Here is a 16,966-nt window from a genome sequence, read left to right as displayed (position 1 = left end):
GAATGATGTCAATCACGCCGGCGCGAGATGACGTAGGATTCGTCGAGAAACCAGAGCCCATTGTACTTTCGCAGCACGTCCCTGGCGGCGTCCAGAGTGCGGCCGTTTTGAGTCATTTCCGTCAACCGGTCGTCCTCAATCTGAGCGACATACACCGCCGCATTCCAGGCTGCAAAGGCCGTCGAGGTTCCGATGGTGCCCGTCACCTCGTTGGGCAGCGCTTCCATATCATACCTGAAGATCGAGCGGTTATCTGCGTAAGCATTAAAATTTAAGTCGCGGCCCACCGAGCCGAGCTCGTACTTCACCGCGCGCAATAGCTCATGACGGCTCACTGAGAAAGGATTTTCTCCGGGCCAGATCGCCTGGATCATCTCCATGCCGGGATCCTGGCCGTGGGAGTGAATACCGATCAGGCGGCCGCCTGCCCGCAAGGCCCGCGCCAGGGGCGCTATGATCCGTTTTGCCCTGAAATTGACCGAGGACAGCGCCCGGTATGGCTGGGATGCGATAACGAGGTCGAAATTGGCCTCGGCCTGACCCGGCCGTGGAATGGTCGAATCGAGCAGAAACCGCTGATCTTCACGGTAGAGCACCAGCACGACAGGCCGCTCATAGAGCGGCATCCCCGTGCGCGGGCTGACCGCCGCGCGCCAGTTCTGCTCCAAAAACGGCTTCAACTCCGCGATTTGCGTCTCGAACTCACCGGAGGAAGCCCCCCGCAGGGGAACCTCGTGCCAAACGGTCGCGGCGGCCGCCGCGGGCGATGCCGGCGTGAGCCAGGGCGCCTCCGCGTAGAGCATGTTGGTAAAAACGAACACCGAGGCCGGGTGCTCGAAAATGCGATCCGGCACCTTGTCCAGCGTCAGGCGGAGGTCCTCGAGACTGAGCTCCTTGCCGGCAACATAGAACGGCATGTGCGGAAAGCGCTGGTGCATCGAGCGCAGCACGCGCGCCAGTACCGTGCCGTCGCCAACGCCGGCATCGAACACGCGCAGCGCCGGGGGCCGGGGATGGATGCTGGCAAGCTCTAGCGCCACACGCTCGGCGACCACCCGCTTCTCACTGCAAGTGTGGACGAACAGCAGGTATTTCTGCCGGTTCTCAAAAAAGCGGAAATTGCCGCGCGGATCGCGCTTTTCCGGGGGCACCTGAAGCCCCCGCGGCGGCGGCACGCCGCCGGCCACCGATGCAGCCATGTAGGCCTGGATCCGGTCCAGCGTGTCGATCGTGATGCGCTTGCCCTCGCGCAAGCGGTGCACGAGCTTCCCATCGTTCACCGCGCGCCGGCCGAACGTCGACTCCGCCATGTCCGCCTTACGGCAGAACTCGGTGATTTGGCTCAGGATTTCGTCATTCTTCATGGAGTGGGACGCAGTGGGCAGAGGGATTGGGTAATGCCTCCTAGCAAAATCTGCCCACCGAGGGAATAGGGGTAGAGCCGCCCCGTTTGCCGTGTGTAGAACAGGCAGCCGTGAACCACCCTCCCTGCCGGGCCCAAACAGACGCCGCTCCTCTACGGGAACCACCTCCAATGCGTCGCCTGCTCATCACGCTCTGCCTGCTCGCCGCAACCCTGTGGTCGGCGCCAGCTTTTGCGCAGGCGCGCAACCAGTTTGGGCCGCTCTGCACCACCGACACGACGCCCGCAGACCAGATGATCGATGCCTGCAGCAAGATCGTCGCGCTGAAGGTGTTCAAAGGCGAGCAGCTCGCGACGGTCTACTTCTGGCGCGCAGTGGGCTGGAATAAGAAGGGCGATTACGCCAAGGTCATCATTGACGCCACGGAAGCGATCCGGCTCCAGCCGAGCCAGGCGGTCTACAACCTGCGCGGCTCGGCGTATTACGACAAAGGCGACTACGAGATCGCGATCGCTGATTTCGACGATGCGCTGAAGCTTGGCCCGCCTGTTGGCATCATCTTCCACAATCGCGGCAATGCCTGGCGCGGCAAAGGCGATTACGCCAACGCGATCGCCGACTACGATATGTCGATCAAGGCCAATCCAAAATCGGCGTTCTCATTCCAAAACCGCGGCATCTCCAAGGAGGCGCTCGGCGACCTCGACGGCGCGCTGACCGACATCAACCAGGGCTCGACCCGACGCTGCCGCAGCCGCTGATCAACCGGACCGCGATCTGGCGTGTCAGAGGCGATTCCGGACGCGCGATTGCCGACGGCAGCGAAGCGATTCGGCTCGCGAAAGAGAAGCCGCCGGTCAACATCATGACGCCGCCGAACAGCGTGCTGATCTCGGGCTACACCCATCGCGCGCTGGCTATCAGGCGAAAGGCGATTACGCGCACGCGAGCGACGACTACAAGGCAACGCTGGCGATCGCGGCGTCCGATGCCGGCAGCAAGGCCAATCAAGCCACCGCAAGGTGCGGCTGTCGCTGATCACCGACGCAAGCGCACCGATCCCGCGCGATTCGCCGTCACCGACGACCGAGCCGGAAGGCACCGGCTCCCCAGCAGACCGGTGCCGCGCCGCCCCCCTCGCCTGCTCCGGCCGCGCGCGGCACGCGCATGGCGCTGATCATCGGCAACGGCGCCTATGCGCATGTCAAGGCGCTGCCCAATCCGCCCAATGACGCGCGCGCTGTCGCGAAGAGCCTGCGCAACACCGGCTTCATCGTGTCGGAAGGCGTCGATCTCGACCGTGCGGCGATGCAAGAAATGACGCGTGACTTCTTGCGGGAGGCGGCGCGGGCGCAGGTCGTATTGGTCTACTATGCGGGCCACGGCGTGCAGGTCGACCGTCGCAACTATCTGATTCCCGTCGACGTCGAACTCAAGGCGGGCGCGAGGATGACGGACGCGATGATCGACATGGACACGATCATGGCCGGCCTGGACGACCAGGTCCGCACCAACATTTTGATCTTCGATGCCTGCCGCAATAATCCGATGGCACAGCAGGTCGCATCAGCCGGCACCAACCGCGCCATCGAAGCTGCCTCGGGCCTCGCAGCGCCAACGAGTCTCGGAGCCGGCGCGACGCTCGGCGCCGGCACGCTGATCGCCTTCGCCACTGCGCCGGGCCACGTCGCGCTCGACGGGAAGGCGCCAACTCGCCGTTCTCCGCCGCGCTCTCGCGCCATCTCGGCACGCCCGGCCCGGAAGTGCAGCAGATCCTGACGCGGGTGCGGGCCGAGGTGGTCTCGACCACGAAGAACAAGCAGGTACCGTGGTCGAACTCGTCGCTGCTGGGCGAGGTTTATCTGGCGGAGAAGTGAGGTGCGTGTGCCTCACCCTCAGCTGTCATCGCCCGGTTTGACCGGGCGACCCAGTACGCCGAGAAGTCAGCGATTCTCCGAGAAGCAGCGGCGTACTGGATTCCTCGCCTTCGCGGGGAATGACAGTGAACGAGTGGAGCCTTATTGGCCCCACACTTCCTTCGCGATCTCCACGGCGAGGCTGAGCTTGGCCCACTGCTCCTCCTCCGAGAGGATGTTGCCTTCCTCGGTTGAGGCAAAGCCGCATTGCGGGGAGAGCGCGAGCTGCTCCAGCGGGGCGAACTTGGCGGCTTCCTCGAGACGGCGCTTGATCGCGTCCTTGTTCTCGAGCTCACCGAACTTCGAGGTGATGACGCCGACCACGACGACCTTGTTGCCCTTGGGCAGGAAGCGCAGCGGCTCGAAGCCACCGGCACGGTCGCTGTCGTATTCGAGGAAATAGCCGTCGTAATTGGTGCCGGCGAGCATGGTCTCGGCAACCGGCTCGTAACCGCCTGACGAAATCCAGGTCGAACGGAAATTGCCGCGGCAGACATGCGTCGTCACCACCATGTCGGCAGGCTTCTCAGCCAGCGCGTAGTTGATGACGCGCGCATAGATCTGCTGGAGACCCTCGGGATTGTCGCCCCGCTCGCGCGCCTTCTGCAACTCGTCCGGCGAGCAGAGATAGGCCCACACCGTGTCGTCGAACTGGAGATAGCGGCAGCCGGCGTCGTAGAACGCCTTCACCGCCTTGCGGTAGGTCTTGCCCAGGTCTTCGTAGAAAGCATCGAGATCCGGATAGACGTCTTTGGAGATCGCCTTGCGGCCGCCGCGGAAGTGCAGCACCGCCGGCGACGGGATCGTCATCTTGGCGGTGACGTGGGCCTGGTCGGCGACCTTCTTCAGGAAGCGGAAGTGATCCAGCATCGGATGGTCATCGGGAAAATCGAGCTTGCCGATCACGCGCACCGCGTCGTGCCGGGTCTCGACGCCCGCAAACTGGATGCCGGTGTCGGGGTGAAACATTTCACAGCCGGTGAGCTTGGCCAGGAAGTCGAAATGCCACCAGGAGCGGCGGAATTCGCCGTCGGTTGCGAGCTTCAGGCCAAGCGAAGCCTGCTTATGCACGACCTTCTCGATCTCCAAGTCCTCGATCTTGCGCAGATCGTCGGCCGAGATCTCGCCCTTCTCCAGCCTGGCGCGGGCTTCCTTGATCTTGGCGGGACGCAGGAGGCTGCCGACCTCGTCGGCGCGGAAGGGGGCTTTGGTTCGCTGCATTTCTTACTCCCAGTTATTTTTAGTGGGTCGCCGCCCCTGCGACGCCGAGGTGGCGCTCGAGGACCGACGGGTCGGCCTTCAGCGCGGCGCTCGGGGAGTCGTGGACGATCGTTCCGCGCTCCAATATCACAACACGGTCGGCCAGCCTCAGAATCTTTTGGGCATTTTGCTCGACGATAATCGAGCAGATGCCGCCCGCCCGCGTGATGGTCCCAATCGCTTTCAAGAGCTCCTCGACGATGATGGGGGCAAGGCCCTCGGTCGGCTCGTCCAGGAGAAGCACTTTCGGATTGAGGGTCAGCGCGCGGCCGATCGCCAGCATCTGCTGCTCACCGCCGGAGAGCTGGTTGCCAAAATTGCTCCGCCGCTCCTTCAGCCGGGGGAACATCTCGTAGACCCTCTCGACGGTCCAGGGACCGGGCTGGGCCACTGCGGACATATTCTCCTCCACCGTGAGCGAGCGGAAGATGTTGCGCTCCTGCGGCACCCAGCCGATCCCGGAGCGCGCCCGTTGGTCGGGCCGCAAGGTCGTGACGTCGGTACCGGCGAGCCTGACAGTTCCGGAGAAGCGACGGGTGACGCCGACGATCGAGTTGATCAGCGTGGTCTTGCCGGTACCGTTGCGCCCCAACAGCGCCAGCACCTGGCCTTCGGCGAGACGCAGCGACATGTTCGGCAGCACCACGGCCTCGCCGTAGCCGGCGCGAAGTGAGTCGATCGCGAGCAGGTCAGACATTGACCGCCTCCTCGCCGAGATAGACCGCCTTGACCTGCGGGTCGCGCGCGACCTGCTCGGGCGGGCCTTCGGTGAGCAGCGCGCCGGAGACCAGGACAGAGATGCGGTCGGCGAAGGAGAACACGAGGTCCATGTCGTGCTCGATCAGTAGCACGGTAACGTCGCGCGGCAGGCTGCCGACGACGGCGAGAATGTCGTGGCGCTCGCTCTCGGGCACGCCGGCGGCGGGCTCGTCCAGCAGCAGCACGCGCGGCTTGGCGGCGATCGCGACCGCGATCTCGAGCAGGCGCTGCTTGCCGTAAGGCAGCGTCACCGTCTGTTCGTTCATGACGTCGAGCAGGTGGAAGCGCGTCAGGAGGTCGGCGATCTCGCCGTTGACGTCGCTGCGCGTGCCCATCCGCCGCCACCAGTCGCCGCCATGGCCGAGGCGCTCGGAGACAGCGAGACCGATGGTCTCGAGCGGAGTCAGGTCGGGATAGAGCTGGTTGATCTGGAAGGTGCGCGACAGGCCGCGCAACACGCGCTTGTGCACGGGCAGATCCGTGACGTCCTGGCCTTCGAGCAGGATGCGGCCCGAGTTCGGCTTGAGCACGCCGGTGAGCTGGTTGATCACCGTGGTCTTGCCGGCGCCGTTGGGGCCGATCAGCGCGTGGCGGGCGCCTTGTTCGATTTTTAGCGACAAGTCGCGGGTGACGCGCAGACCGCCGAACTGCTTTTCGAGATTCTGGGTTTCGAGCACGATGGTCATGCGTCGCTCTCCGGCACGGCGACGACGGCCTTGCGCCCCGCTATCTGCCTGATGACCAGATTGGGCACATACAGCATCCAGCGATGCAGGCGCTGGCGGCCGACCAGGACGATCACGACCAGCACGAGGCCGATCCAGAACTGCCAGTATTGCGGAGTGATGGTCGAGAACAATTCCTGCAGCATGCGAAACAGCACCGCGCCAATCAGCCCGCCGTAGAGATAGCCGGTGCCACCGATCACGAGCACAAGCATCAGGTCCGCCGAGCGCTCGAAGGCGAACACATCGAGCGAGGCGATCGCGGTAGTCTGGGTGAACAGCGCGCCTGCGATGCCGGCATAGAACGCCGCGAGCGTGTAGATCGCAATCAAGCGGCGGTTGACGGGGATGCCGATCGCGGCCGCGCGCAGCGGATTGTTCTTGATCGCGCGCAATGACAGCCCGAACGGGGAATGCACGACCCGGCGGGCGAACAGGAACAACAGGAACAGAACGGTGAGCGAATAGAAGAAGCCGGTCTTGCCGAACATGTCGAACGGAATCTCACCGAAGATCGGCTGCATCTCGATACCCTGCAGACCGTCGGTGCCGCCGGTGATGTTGGAGAAGCGTTCGGCCAATGCCTCAAGCAGCAAGGCGATGCCGAGCGTCACCATCAGTCGCGTCAGATCGACGCCGCGGATCACGAGGAAACTGGTAGCGAAGCCGAGCACCATCGCGACAACGCCGGCGACGACAAGCGCAAGCACGGGCTCGTTGATGATCCCGTGCAGCGCAAGAAGCCCCGCCGCGTACGCGCCGACGCCGAAGAAGGCGGCATGGCCGAGCGAGACGATGCCGGCGTAGCCGAGGATCAGATCGAGCGACATCGCAAACAGCGCGAGCCGCAGGATATCCGTCATGATCAAGTAGCGCGAGGGAAATACGAAGCCGCAGGCCAGCACGATCAGCCAGAAAGCGGCCTCGCCATAGTGCCAGCGTGCCTGGCGCTGGGCGTGATAGCCGACGTCGGAGGAGGCGCTCATCGGCGAACTCAACGCGCGGCCGTGCGGCCGAACAGACCGTTCGGGCGCCAGATCAGGATCACGATCATCATGGTGTAGATCACGAAAGGTCCCATCTTCGGCACGTAATATTTGCCGGCAACGTCGCCGATGCCGAGCAGCAGCGAGGCCAGAAACGGGCCGGTGATGGAGGACGAGCCGCCGACGGTGACCACGATCAGGAAGTAGATCATGAACTTCAGCGGAAAGTACGGGTCGAGGCCGAGGATCTCGGCGCTCAGCGCGCCGCCGAGACCGGCCAGGCCGCAGCCAAAAGCAAATGTGAAGGCGAACACCTGCGGCACGTTGATGCCGAGGCCGCTCGCGGCGCGGGGATCGTCGACCGCGGCGCGCAGGCGGCTGCCGAACCGCGTCTTGGCCAGCACCATTTGGAGACCGATGGTGAGCAGCCCGCAGATCACGATGATCATCAGCCGGTAGCGGCCGATGCCAACGCCGAACAGGTCGAACTGACCCTGGAGCGCCGCCGGCAGGTTGATGAACACCCGCGACGAGCCCTGGATGTAGTCGACGGCCGCGACCGACATGAACGTGAGGCCGATCGTGAATAGCACCTGGTCCAGATGGCTGCGCGCATAGAGGTGTCGGTACAGCGTGCGCTCGAGCACGATGCCGATCGCAGCGGAGGAGACGAATGCAAGCGGCAATGCCGCGAAGAATGGCCAGCCCATCCGGTTGACCAGCACCATGCAGACATAGCCGCCGGCCATGGCGAAGGCGCCATGGGCGAGGTTGACGAAGTTCATCAAGCCGAGCGTAACCGCGAGCCCGCAAGCCAGCACGAACAGCAGCATGCCGTAGGCGACGCCATCGAACAGGTTGGTGAGGATTGAGGTCATCGTCTCAGCTTGGCGTTATCGTGATGGCCGGGCTTGTCCCGGTCATCCCCGTTCTTGGTTCGGTTCTCGCGTAGATGCCGGGGTCAAGCTCGGGCATGACGAGAGTGGAGGGCGAGATCCCCGATGCGCGCTAATGCGCGCGCCGGGATGGCGCACTTTCGTGCGTCACTTCTTGGTCTTGCCGAGATCCTTGACGGCTTCGAAGGTCGCGAACTCGACGTTGTAGAGCTCGCCGTCGACCTTCTCGACCTTCCGGATGTAGATGTTCTGCACGATGTCGCGGGTCTCGGGGTCGATCGAGATCGGGCCGCGCGGGCTCTCCCACTTCTGGCCCTTCATCGCTTCGACCAGCTTGGTGCCGTCGGTGTCGCCATTGGTCTTCTTCAGCGCTTCGTAGATCAGGTGAATGCCGTCATAGCCACTCACCGCCATGAAGCCCGGCCGGTTTCCGTAGGCCTTCTTGTAGGCCGCGACGAAATCCTTGTTCATCTGCGAGGGATGCGCCGCGGAATAGAGGTGAGCGGTGACCGTGCCCAGCACGGCGTCGCCCATGTTGTTGAGGAGATCGTCGTCGGTCACGTCGCCCGGTCCGATCACCTTGATGCCGGCCTTGTCGAGCCCGCGTTCGGCATACTGCTTCATGAAGTTACCGCCCTGGCCGGCCGGCACGAACACGAAGATCGCGTCAGGCTTGGCATCCTTCATACGCTGGAGGAACGGTGCGAAATCAGGATTTGCAAGCGGCGTTTTGACCTCTTCGACCACTTCGCCGCCACCGGCGGTGAAGTTCTGCTTGAAGAAGTTGAGCGCGTCATTACCCGGCGCGTAGTCCGAGGTCAGCGTCGCCACCTTCTTGATGCCGTTTTTCACCGCCCAGTCGGCGATGATGGTGGAGGACTGCGCCAGCGTGAAGCTGGTGCGCACGATATAGGGCGAGCGCTCGGTGATGATGGAGGTGCCCGCCGCCATCACGACTTCCGGGATCTTGGCTTGCGTGGCGAGCGGCGCCGCCGCGAGCGCGGCCGGCGTCACGCCGAAGCCGGCGATGAAATGGACCTTGTCGTTGACGATCAGCTCCTGCGCGGCGGTCTTGGTCTTGTCGGGAATCGCAGCATCGTCCTTGAGGATGATCTCGATTTTCTTGCCGGCGACGGTGTCGCCCTTCTGCTGCATGTAGAGCTTGATCGCGTTCTCGATCTGCTTGCCGGTCGAAGCCTGACCACCGGTCATCGGCAGGATCAGGCCGACCTTGACGCTGTCCTCGGCCTTGGCCGGAGCGACGGTCGCAAGGCCCGCGATGGCGGTAGCTGCTGCGGCCCAAATAGTCCTACGAGACAGTTGTTTGCGTTCGAACATCAGATGTCCCTCCCCTTCATTCCTGATCTCTTGTGCGCCGGACCGAGTGCCCGATCCTTGCCCTTAGTTTAGCTCACGGACGCGTGATGCCGCGCGCAACATGGCGTCTTTCGCGCCCTTATTGTCAATCGGACGTTTGGCGACCATTCGGCGCAAGCCGGGCGTTCCGAATTGCCGACGGCAGAAGCGATATCGGGTCACGTCCGGATAACCACGGCATCGTGATTTTGGTCGCCATCATTTGTACGATTGTACAAACAAAATGGACTTGTCAACGAGAAAGCCCTATCTCCCGATCAAGGCACTTTGTCGCGAGTTCTTGTCGGCACAATCCGGTATCAAATTACCCACCTCGAATAAGTCTATTTTACCTGTTGAAGGCTACTCTACCGGCGACAGCCTAAGCTGGCGTCCAACACGACTGACCTCGCGCCCCCGTACAATGCCCAGATCCTGTTGTTCCCTCCTAATCCTCCTCGCGCTCTCCGCGGGTCTGTCCGGCTGCGGCACCGTCAACGAAAAGCTCTCCTCCGGCATGGGCGACTACGTCCCGCAATGGGCCGGCGGCTTGCCCGCGGACGCCCCGCCGCGGGCGGGCACGCCGCAATACGATGCCTACATGAAGGAGCGCGAGCGCAAGCGACTGATGCCGGCAGCGGATCGCGAAAAGGAAGAGCAGGCGCAGAAGGGCGCAACGGGCTCGGCGTCCGGCACCGCGGTGCGGTAGGACGCGCCCCCTCCCCGCTTGCGGTGAGGGTGAAGCAAATCAATCCACGAACACCACGGTCTTGCGGCCATTGAGGATGACGCGGTCGTTGAGATGGTAGCGGATCGCGCGCGCCAGCACGCGGCGCTCGATGTCGCGGCCCTTTCGGACGAGATCCTCAGGCGTGTCGCGATGGCTGATGCGCTCGACGTCCTGGTCGATGATCGGGCCCTCGTCGAGGTCGCGCGTGACGTAGTGCGCGGTGGCGCCAATCAGCTTGACGCCACGCTCATGGGCCTGGTGATAGGGTTTTGCGCCCTTGAAACCCGGCAGGAACGAGTGGTGGATGTTGATACAGCGTCCCGACAGATTTGCCGAGAGATCGTCGGACAATATCTGCATATAACGGGCGAGCACGACGAGATCCGTCCCGGTCTTGGCGACGAGATCGAGGATCTGCGCCTCCTGCTCGCGCTTGGTCTCTTTCGTAACAGGCAGATAGTGGAACGGAACCCCGCCGAAATCGAGCCCGTCATAGACCTCGCGCGGATGATTGGAGACGATTGCGGCCAAAGTCATCGGCAGCTCGCCCGTGCGCCAGCGATAGAGGATGTCGACCAGGCAGTGATCGGACTTCGACACCAGCAGCATCACTTTGCGATGCGCAGCGCGATCGCGCATCTGCCATTCCATTCCGAAGCGCTCGGCGATCGCGGCAAAGCCGGTCTGGAGCGCCGACAGCTCCACGGCGAGATCGGCAGCGGTGAACACCACGCGCATGAAGAACTTGTTGGTCTCGGTGTCGTCGAACTGTTGGGCGTCGAGGATGTTCTGTCCGGAATTCGCCAGGAAGGTCGACACCGCCGAGACGATGCCGGGACGATCCGGACAGGACAGGGTCAGGACATATTGATGATCTGGCATGGGCCTTGATGAAGGTTTGGGCAGCGGCTGCGGAACGACCCGCGATTTGCGCCCTGCTCTATCACCGCCCCTACCTTGCGCCAATCCCGACCGTGGAGTCAGGATGAACGCACGATTGCTTTGACTGACCGGAGTAGGCTCATGGCCCACCGCTTGATCGGCACCCGCATCCTGATCCTGGAAACGCGCGAGGAGGCGCAGTTTTCGAAGCTGCTGGCCGAGCAAGGCGCCGAGGTCGTGCAATGCCCCATGTTCACCATCCAGGATGCACCGGACCCCACGCCGGTCGAGGCCTGGATCCGGCGCGCAATCGACAAGCCCTTCGACGACCTCGTGTTGATGACCGGCGAAGGGCTGCGGCGGATCATGAAGCTCGCCGTCGCACGAGGGCTCGATCAGGCCCTCGTGGCGGCGCTTGCCAGATCGCGAAAATTCACCCGCGGCCCGAAGCCCGGCAAGGCACTGCGCGAAGTCGGGCTCGAGGCGCAGCAGACCACGGAAAAGCCGACCACCGAGGGCGTGATCGAGATGCTCGGCAAGCTCGATTTGAAGGGGCACCGCCTCGGCCTTCAGCTCTATCCCGACAAGGATCACAGCGCGCTGACCGGTGCGCTGTCGGCGCAAGGTGCCGAAGTCGATACCGTGCTGCCTTATGCCTATGACACCAAGGCGGCGGACGCCAACATCGTCGCCGCCATTGATGACATGGCCGAAGGGCGGATCGATTCCATCGCGCTGACCAATCTCGGCCAGGTCCGACGGCTGATCGAAGCTGCGAGAGCCCACGGCAGCGAGGCGAAGCTGCGCGCGGGCCTCGAGCGGACGCTGATCGCGTCGATCGGACCGGCGGTCTCGGGCGAGCTCACCGCGCATGGTTTGCGCACGGACGTCTCGCCGGTGGAAGACCACTATTTCATGCGCCCGCTGATCTCGGCGATGGCGGCAGCATTGGTGGACAAGCGGCCGAAGGTGGCGGAATGATCGCCTGACGCGGTGCCTAGCTTGCCATCTGCGAGGCGGCCGACATCAGCTCCTGCGGGCTCGGCGCGGCAAACATGCGATGGCCGCCTTCGGGCACCTCGGTAAAGCTCCAGCGCACAACACCCTCGCGGTCGAGCAGAAACTGCCCGAAGAGCTGGCCCTGGCCGGTTGCCGCCATGCGCTGATCGGCTTCCGTTATCTCATAGCCGTCCTTGTTATTGAGGTACTCCGCGGCCGCGGGCCGGTTCATCGGGCCGGGCAATTCGCCGGGCATGTCGACTTGCATGCTCATGACCACGTTCATGCCGACCTTGTGCGGCCACTCGGTCTCGTTCTCCGTGAACTCGAGATTGGGCAGGCCGAACGCGCGGTGCGAGAGCCGCTCGGGATCGGACGCAGCGAGCAGGTTGGGCAACGGATGGTAACGGAAATAGAGTCGCGCGCGCTCGATCGGCGTGTTGACCACCGTGAGACTTTCGACGCCTTTCTCGTGCAAGGCGGCATCAAGTTGCGCCTGTGCCGCGATATGGCGGCGGCAGAACGGGCAATGCAGCCCCCGATACAGGCCAACCAATATCGGGCTTTGTCCGCGAAAGTCTTCGAGCGCGATCTTTCCGTCGCGTGTGATCGCGTCCAGCACGACGTTCGGTGCACGATCGCCCGGTTGAAGTGGTCCCTCGACGTGACGTTCAGACATGATGGCACTCCTTCACATGATCTAGTCAAGAAACGGCAGTACGATCAGCCCTGCGGGATCAAGCCCGTACCGCGTGCAGACGTCCTGTGCCAGCGCGAAATATCGCTCGGCCTCGGGCATGTCGCCTCGATCAAGGTTCAGCGTCGCAAGACCATCATAGCATGGAAACAGCTGCTGCGGCTCGCCGGTTTCGCTCGCCACCTCGATTGCCTCATTGTAGCAACGAGCAGCCAGATCGGGCCGGAAATGGCATTGATGGATTTGCCCGAGCACGATCAACGGCACGGAGAGATGCTCGCGCTGATCAAGCGCGCGATCGATTTCGATCGCCTTTTCGGCGGCCGGCACCCCCTCCTCAGTACATTTGTCCGTGAAGGTGCAACAGGCAACAGCAAAATTGGCAAGAAGGCGCGCCTGGAACCCGAGATCGCCGATCCGACACGCGACATCGAGTCCGCGCCGGCAAACCTCCACGGATTTCGCCGGGTCGACAATCGTGTAGAGCACACCGAGATTGGTGTAGCCGCGGCAGGCCACGTTGAGGAGCCCGGCGGCCTCCGCTGCTGCGACACTTTGCTCCACCTCGCGCACCGCCTCCTGGTGTCGGCCAAGCCGCGCCAGTGCCACCCCCTTGGTGTTGAGCGACTCTGCAATGGCGCGCGCCGCCTCGAATCCGACTTGCCTGTCGGCGTCCGCCGGTACGCTTCGGGCGTAGCCAAGCGCCTCGTCCGCCCATCTCGCTGCGGCCACGTGATCGCCCGTGCGAAACGAAAGACGGCCGCGCTCTTGCAGGAGGTGCGCCCACTCGATGGGCGCGTCGGTCCCTCCCAGCCGTTCGGCCGCCTCGGCATAATGCGCCTCTGCCTTGATCCGCTTGCCGGCGTCCCACAACAATCGGCCAAGCTTGCGGAGAATTCGCGCTTCGCCGATGCGGTCCTCCGCATTGCGATGACCTTCCAGCGCACTCTGGTAGTGCTCCTCAGCCGTGATCCTCCGGCCGGCCGCGGCACACAGCTCCGCGATCCGCTCGCAGAGGATCAGGCGTTCGGGCTCCCGTTCCCCGCCGGCCAACAACACGGCGAGAGCCTGTTGGTAGAAGCGGATGGCATCGTCATTGGCGTAGGTCGCGCGGGCGCGATCGCCGGCCGCGCGCAGATAGCGCACACCTTTCGGCTTGCTCGCGCTCAGGCTGAAATGATGTCCGAGCAGTATGAGGTCCTCGAGGCGCTCGGGCTCATTGCCATAGAGCCGCTCCAGCGCGGCACCAATCTGTCCATGGAGCTCGATCCGACGCTGCAAGAGCAGGTTTTGATAGATCACGTCCTGAAGCATGGTTTGCGTAAAGCGATAAGATCGCAGCGAGATCGAGTTCGCGCCCGCGACCTCCTCGACAATCTCGGCATCGCACAGAAGTTCGAGCCCCGCTTCCACCTTCGTCCGCTGCGATGCCATCGCACCGAGAAGAGCCGCATCGAAGCGTGGGCCGATCACCGCGGCCTCCTGGGCCAAGCGGCGCACCTCATGCGGCAGCCGGTCCAGGCGCGCCAGTAACAGGGCCTGAATGCTTGCCGGTATATCGGCGGCGGCTTCATCTGACTTGATCCGCCACCGTGAGCCGTCACGCTCCAAGGCGCCAGCTTCGATGAGACCGCGGATGATTTCCTCAAAGAAGAGTGGATTGCCGCCCGCGCGCTCCAGGATTCGACTGAACAGATTTCCCGGCGGTTCACTCCAACCGTGGCTGAAGTAGGCCGCGAGCAGCTTTTGTCCGTCTGCATCACCAAGCGGAAGCAATCGAAGGGTTGTATGGCTGATCCGCCCCGAGCCGAACTGATCCAGTTCCAGCATAGGCCGATGCGTAAACAACAGCATCAGCCGCGTACGCTCCAGCCGATCCATCAGGAACCGCAGCGCTTCAAGCGATACGGCATCGGCCCAGTGCAGATCCTCGACAATGATCAGGAGCGGCGACAGGACCAGGCGCCGTTCGAACACGGTACGAATCGCAAAGAATATCTGCCGCCGAAGCTGCTCGGGCTCGACGTGCTGCAGCGCGGCGTCCGGATCGCCGAGGCCGAGAACGTGGAAATAAAGGGGCATCAGGCGATCGGCCTCTTCGACCGCAAGGCCGAGCTCCGACAGTGCCGTCGCCAGCTTGGCCTGGGCCTCCGCCACAGTCGCCTTCTGCGCGATGCCGTAGGCGCTGCGCAGCACAGCGGCAAGGGTGCCATAGGACTGTTCGCCCAGCGGCGAGCAGACAGCGCGCCGGATCGCCACGCTGGCGAAACGGTCCTCATCGCGGGCGTGGGCAACGAATTCGTCCACCAGACGCGTTTTGCCGATGCCGGCTTCACCGACCAGCCGCACCAGCTGCGCCGCGCCGCCACACGCGAGATCAAGATTGTCGACTAGACGGGCGAGCTCGGCGTCGCGCCCAATCACCGGCGCACTGAGGCCCAGCGTATCGAGGCCGCGTGCCGCACGGGGCGTGTCGAGCGGTGCGTTCAAGCGATGGACCAGGACGCTGCCCATCTTGCCCTTCAGCGAGACCTCGCCAAGCGATTCATATGAGAATGCATGCCGCGTAAGACGGTAGGTCAGCGGCCCGACCAGCACCTCGCCCGTGGAAGCCATCGACTGCAATCGTTGAGCCGTATTCACCGTATCGCCTGTGACCGAGTAGGATTTGGCAACTCCAACGCCCAGTCCGCCAGCAACCACGTGCCCGGTGTTGATGCCGACATGAAGCAGGAGCGGTGACCCGGCATACGCCTTTGCACGTTCGCTGAGTTGCGCCGTTCGGCCGATCATGTCGAGCGCGGCGCGGACGGCCCGCTCGGGGTCGTCTTCGTGCGCGGCCGGCGCTCCGAATAGCGCAAGCAGCGCGTCGCCGATGAATTTGTCCACGAAGCCGCCAAAGCTATGCACCGCCGCCGTTAGCTCCTCGAACAATTCGTTCTGAAGCGCCTGCATGACTTCAGGATCGAGTCGCTCGCTCATCGTGGTGAAGCCGCTAAGGTCAGCAAACAGCACGGTAATGGTGCGGCGGTTGGCTTCGCTGTCGATCTTGTCCGGCTGCGATCGAAACCCGTATTGGGCTTCGGCCGTCGGCGCCAGCGGTGGCGAGGACGCACTGGTCGGGACTGTCACGCGGCTGGCCCGCATTGATGCCTGCCCGCCTGACTTGGAGGCTTCACTGACGAGGGCGCCGCATTTCGGGCAGTACGCGAAATCCGGTGCGCACGCATAGCCGCAGCCGGGGCAGGCGTTCGGCTGCTTCGTGCCGCATTTCGGGCAGAAGGCAAAGCCGCTCTGAACCTCGGAACCGCAACAGGAGCAGTTCATGGGTCGAGACCCCGCGGGCGCCGCGATGGCGCAGCCTGCTGGACCCGGTCAGATGGCCCAGGATCTCGGCAAGGATGGGCTCGTCGTGCCGGAAGAGCAAGCGGTGGGTTGCGGCGCTCGCAGTTGCGGCCGCGAACGCGGCTTCACTCCTCCCCGTACCCCCTTAGCCGTTCGATATCCAGAATAGTCACGCCACCATACTCCAACCGGAGCAAGCCCTCTTTCTCCAGCCGGTTCAGCGCGCGGTTGGCATTCTGGCGGGACATGCCGGAAAGCGCGCCGATCTCTTCTTGGGTGATCTCCAGATGCGCGGTGGATTCCGGATAGAGGATCGGATTGAACAGCGAAGCAATGCTGCGGGCAAGCCGCGCAGTTGCATCCAACGTGCGGTTGACCTCGAGCATGCCGATGAACTGGCCGAGCCGCTCGTTGAGCTGGCGTACCAGGAAGCGGTTGAAGCCGACGCTGTTCTCGAACAGCCACATGAAGGCGCTGCGTTCCATCAGCGCGACGCGGCTGTTGCGCAGCGCGACCACGTCATAGCGGCGCGGCTCGTTCTTGAGCACACTGCCCTCGCCGAACCAGGCCCCTGCCGTCAGCCCGGCAAGACTCGTCTCCTTGCCGTCGCGCGAGACCCCTCCCATCCGGGCAAGGCCGAAGACCATGCCGGCCCAATAGTCGAACGTATCGCCGCGCATGAAGACGGTCTCGCCAGTGCCGTAGGACCGCTCCGTGATCCCCGTACGAGCGACCTCGATCTCCGCTTGCGTGAGCTCGCGCGACCAGGCAGCGACGCGCTTCAGCTGATCCTCTGAAATCATGATCCCGAAGCCAGCCGCACCGTTCGTCACTCCTGTTCTGCTGCAACGCAGCATGACCCTTTCGACCACCATCCGACGAAAGATGGATGATTCCCCATCCAAAAACTTTGTCGCAGAATTGTCAGGCGGGAGACATTTCAAAATAGCGCTTTCCCCTATTGAGGACCACCTCGGGCGATGCGGCTTTTGTCCCAAACGGGAACGAGAGCGGCGCGGCTCTGGTCGAGACCATCTGCTGCATGGCCTAA

13 protein-coding genes and 1 pseudogene are annotated in these 16,966 nt (G+C 63.6%); 3 read left to right on the top strand and 11 right to left on the bottom strand.

Features of this window, described 5'->3' with window-relative positions; genetic code table 11:
• Positions 1 to 8 precede the first annotated feature (8 nt).
• Positions 9 to 1,364 (bottom strand): hypothetical protein, encoded by a 1,356-nt coding sequence (locus tag IVB54_RS13590; RefSeq protein WP_247455153.1) that lies wholly within the window; start codon positions 1,362 to 1,364, stop codon positions 9 to 11.
• A 170-nt stretch (positions 1,365 to 1,534) separates the two neighbouring features.
• Between IVB54_RS13590 and IVB54_RS13585 the strand changes: the two are divergent.
• Positions 1,535 to 3,241, top strand: a pseudogene (locus tag IVB54_RS13585) (caspase family protein).
• A gap of 141 nt (positions 3,242 to 3,382) precedes the next feature.
• Here IVB54_RS13585 and IVB54_RS13580 read toward each other — a convergent pair.
• From IVB54_RS13580 to IVB54_RS13555, 6 genes are all read right to left on the bottom strand, one after another.
• A complete protein-coding gene (locus tag IVB54_RS13580; RefSeq protein ID WP_204511800.1) occupies positions 3,383 to 4,501 on the bottom strand; it encodes a cobalamin-independent methionine synthase II family protein in 1,119 nt (372 codons plus the stop codon).
• 19 nt (positions 4,502 to 4,520) lie between these two features.
• Positions 4,521 to 5,237, bottom strand: coding sequence for an ABC transporter ATP-binding protein (locus IVB54_RS13575; protein WP_247378056.1), 717 nt, complete (start codon positions 5,235 to 5,237; stop codon positions 4,521 to 4,523).
• Complete coding sequence (locus IVB54_RS13570; protein WP_085394522.1) at positions 5,230 to 5,985, bottom strand: ABC transporter ATP-binding protein; 756 nt, start codon at positions 5,983 to 5,985, stop codon at positions 5,230 to 5,232. Before IVB54_RS13570 ends, IVB54_RS13575 begins: the two co-directional genes overlap by 8 nt.
• Entirely contained in the window at positions 5,982 to 7,010 is a 1,029-nt protein-coding gene (locus IVB54_RS13565; protein ID WP_085348722.1) for a branched-chain amino acid ABC transporter permease, read from the bottom strand. The genes IVB54_RS13570 and IVB54_RS13565 overlap by 4 nt, the downstream gene beginning before the upstream one ends.
• A gap of 8 nt (positions 7,011 to 7,018) precedes the next feature.
• Positions 7,019 to 7,888: a branched-chain amino acid ABC transporter permease gene (locus IVB54_RS13560; protein WP_007601971.1), complete on the bottom strand. Its 870-nt coding sequence runs from the start codon at positions 7,886 to 7,888 to the stop codon at positions 7,019 to 7,021.
• A gap of 165 nt (positions 7,889 to 8,053) precedes the next feature.
• Positions 8,054 to 9,244, bottom strand: coding sequence for an ABC transporter substrate-binding protein (locus IVB54_RS13555; protein ID WP_247378061.1), 1,191 nt, complete (start codon positions 9,242 to 9,244; stop codon positions 8,054 to 8,056).
• Between the two features lie 442 nt (positions 9,245 to 9,686).
• Here IVB54_RS13555 and IVB54_RS13550 point away from each other — a divergent pair, with 442 nt between their 5' ends.
• Entirely contained in the window at positions 9,687 to 9,971 is a 285-nt protein-coding gene (locus tag IVB54_RS13550; protein ID WP_247455156.1) for a hypothetical protein, read from the top strand.
• A gap of 39 nt (positions 9,972 to 10,010) precedes the next feature.
• Here IVB54_RS13550 and purU read toward each other — a convergent pair whose 3' ends face one another.
• Entirely contained in the window at positions 10,011 to 10,874 is an 864-nt protein-coding gene (purU, locus tag IVB54_RS13545; protein WP_085348724.1) for a formyltetrahydrofolate deformylase, read from the bottom strand.
• A gap of 141 nt (positions 10,875 to 11,015) precedes the next feature.
• Here purU and IVB54_RS13540 point away from each other — a divergent pair, with 141 nt between their 5' ends.
• Positions 11,016 to 11,855 carry a uroporphyrinogen-III synthase gene (locus IVB54_RS13540; RefSeq protein ID WP_247455158.1) on the top strand — a complete coding sequence of 280 codons (840 nt, stop codon included), beginning with the start codon at positions 11,016 to 11,018 and terminating at the stop codon, positions 11,853 to 11,855.
• A 16-nt stretch (positions 11,856 to 11,871) separates the two neighbouring features.
• On the opposite strand, the gene IVB54_RS13535 is transcribed toward IVB54_RS13540, so the two are convergent.
• From IVB54_RS13535 to IVB54_RS13525, 3 genes are all read right to left on the bottom strand, one after another.
• A complete protein-coding gene (locus IVB54_RS13535) occupies positions 11,872 to 12,552 on the bottom strand; it encodes a redoxin domain-containing protein (protein WP_085359998.1) in 681 nt (226 codons plus the stop codon).
• A gap of 21 nt (positions 12,553 to 12,573) precedes the next feature.
• Complete coding sequence (locus IVB54_RS13530; RefSeq protein ID WP_247455160.1) at positions 12,574 to 15,897, bottom strand: adenylate/guanylate cyclase domain-containing protein; 3,324 nt, start codon at positions 15,895 to 15,897, stop codon at positions 12,574 to 12,576.
• A gap of 143 nt (positions 15,898 to 16,040) precedes the next feature.
• The gene (locus IVB54_RS13525; RefSeq protein ID WP_026233339.1) at positions 16,041 to 16,718 is read right to left on the bottom strand and encodes a Crp/Fnr family transcriptional regulator; all 678 of its coding nucleotides are present in this window, start codon (positions 16,716 to 16,718) and stop codon (positions 16,041 to 16,043) included.
• Between the last annotated feature and the right edge of the window lie 248 nt (positions 16,719 to 16,966).

This window comes from Bradyrhizobium sp. CW1 (assembly GCF_023100665.1).
Taxonomy (GTDB): Bacteria; Pseudomonadota; Alphaproteobacteria; order Rhizobiales; family Xanthobacteraceae; genus Bradyrhizobium; species Bradyrhizobium canariense_D.
This window is presented reverse-complemented; position numbering and strand designations above follow the sequence as displayed.

Coding starts and splice junctions, on each gene's coding strand:
- IVB54_RS13530 (WP_247455160.1), bottom strand. CDS start 15,897: ATGAACTGCTCCTGTTGCGGTTCCGAGGTTCAGAGCGGCTTTGCCTTC.
- IVB54_RS13590 (WP_247455153.1), bottom strand. CDS start 1,364: ATGAAGAATGACGAAATCCTGAGCCAAATCACCGAGTTCTGCCGTAAG.
- IVB54_RS13580 (WP_204511800.1), bottom strand. CDS start 4,501: ATGCAGCGAACCAAAGCCCCCTTCCGCGCCGACGAGGTCGGCAGCCTC.
- IVB54_RS13570 (WP_085394522.1), bottom strand. CDS start 5,985: ATGACCATCGTGCTCGAAACCCAGAATCTCGAAAAGCAGTTCGGCGGT.
- IVB54_RS13525 (WP_026233339.1), bottom strand. CDS start 16,718: ATGATTTCAGAGGATCAGCTGAAGCGCGTCGCTGCCTGGTCGCGCGAG.
- IVB54_RS13540 (WP_247455158.1), top strand. CDS start 11,016: ATGGCCCACCGCTTGATCGGCACCCGCATCCTGATCCTGGAAACGCGC.
- IVB54_RS13550 (WP_247455156.1), top strand. CDS start 9,687: ATGCCCAGATCCTGTTGTTCCCTCCTAATCCTCCTCGCGCTCTCCGCG.
- IVB54_RS13575 (WP_247378056.1), bottom strand. CDS start 5,237: ATGTCTGACCTGCTCGCGATCGACTCACTTCGCGCCGGCTACGGCGAG.
- IVB54_RS13560 (WP_007601971.1), bottom strand. CDS start 7,888: ATGACCTCAATCCTCACCAACCTGTTCGATGGCGTCGCCTACGGCATG.
- IVB54_RS13565 (WP_085348722.1), bottom strand. CDS start 7,010: ATGAGCGCCTCCTCCGACGTCGGCTATCACGCCCAGCGCCAGGCACGC.
- IVB54_RS13555 (WP_247378061.1), bottom strand. CDS start 9,244: ATGTTCGAACGCAAACAACTGTCTCGTAGGACTATTTGGGCCGCAGCA.
- IVB54_RS13535 (WP_085359998.1), bottom strand. CDS start 12,552: ATGTCTGAACGTCACGTCGAGGGACCACTTCAACCGGGCGATCGTGCA.
- purU (WP_085348724.1), bottom strand. CDS start 10,874: ATGCCAGATCATCAATATGTCCTGACCCTGTCCTGTCCGGATCGTCCC.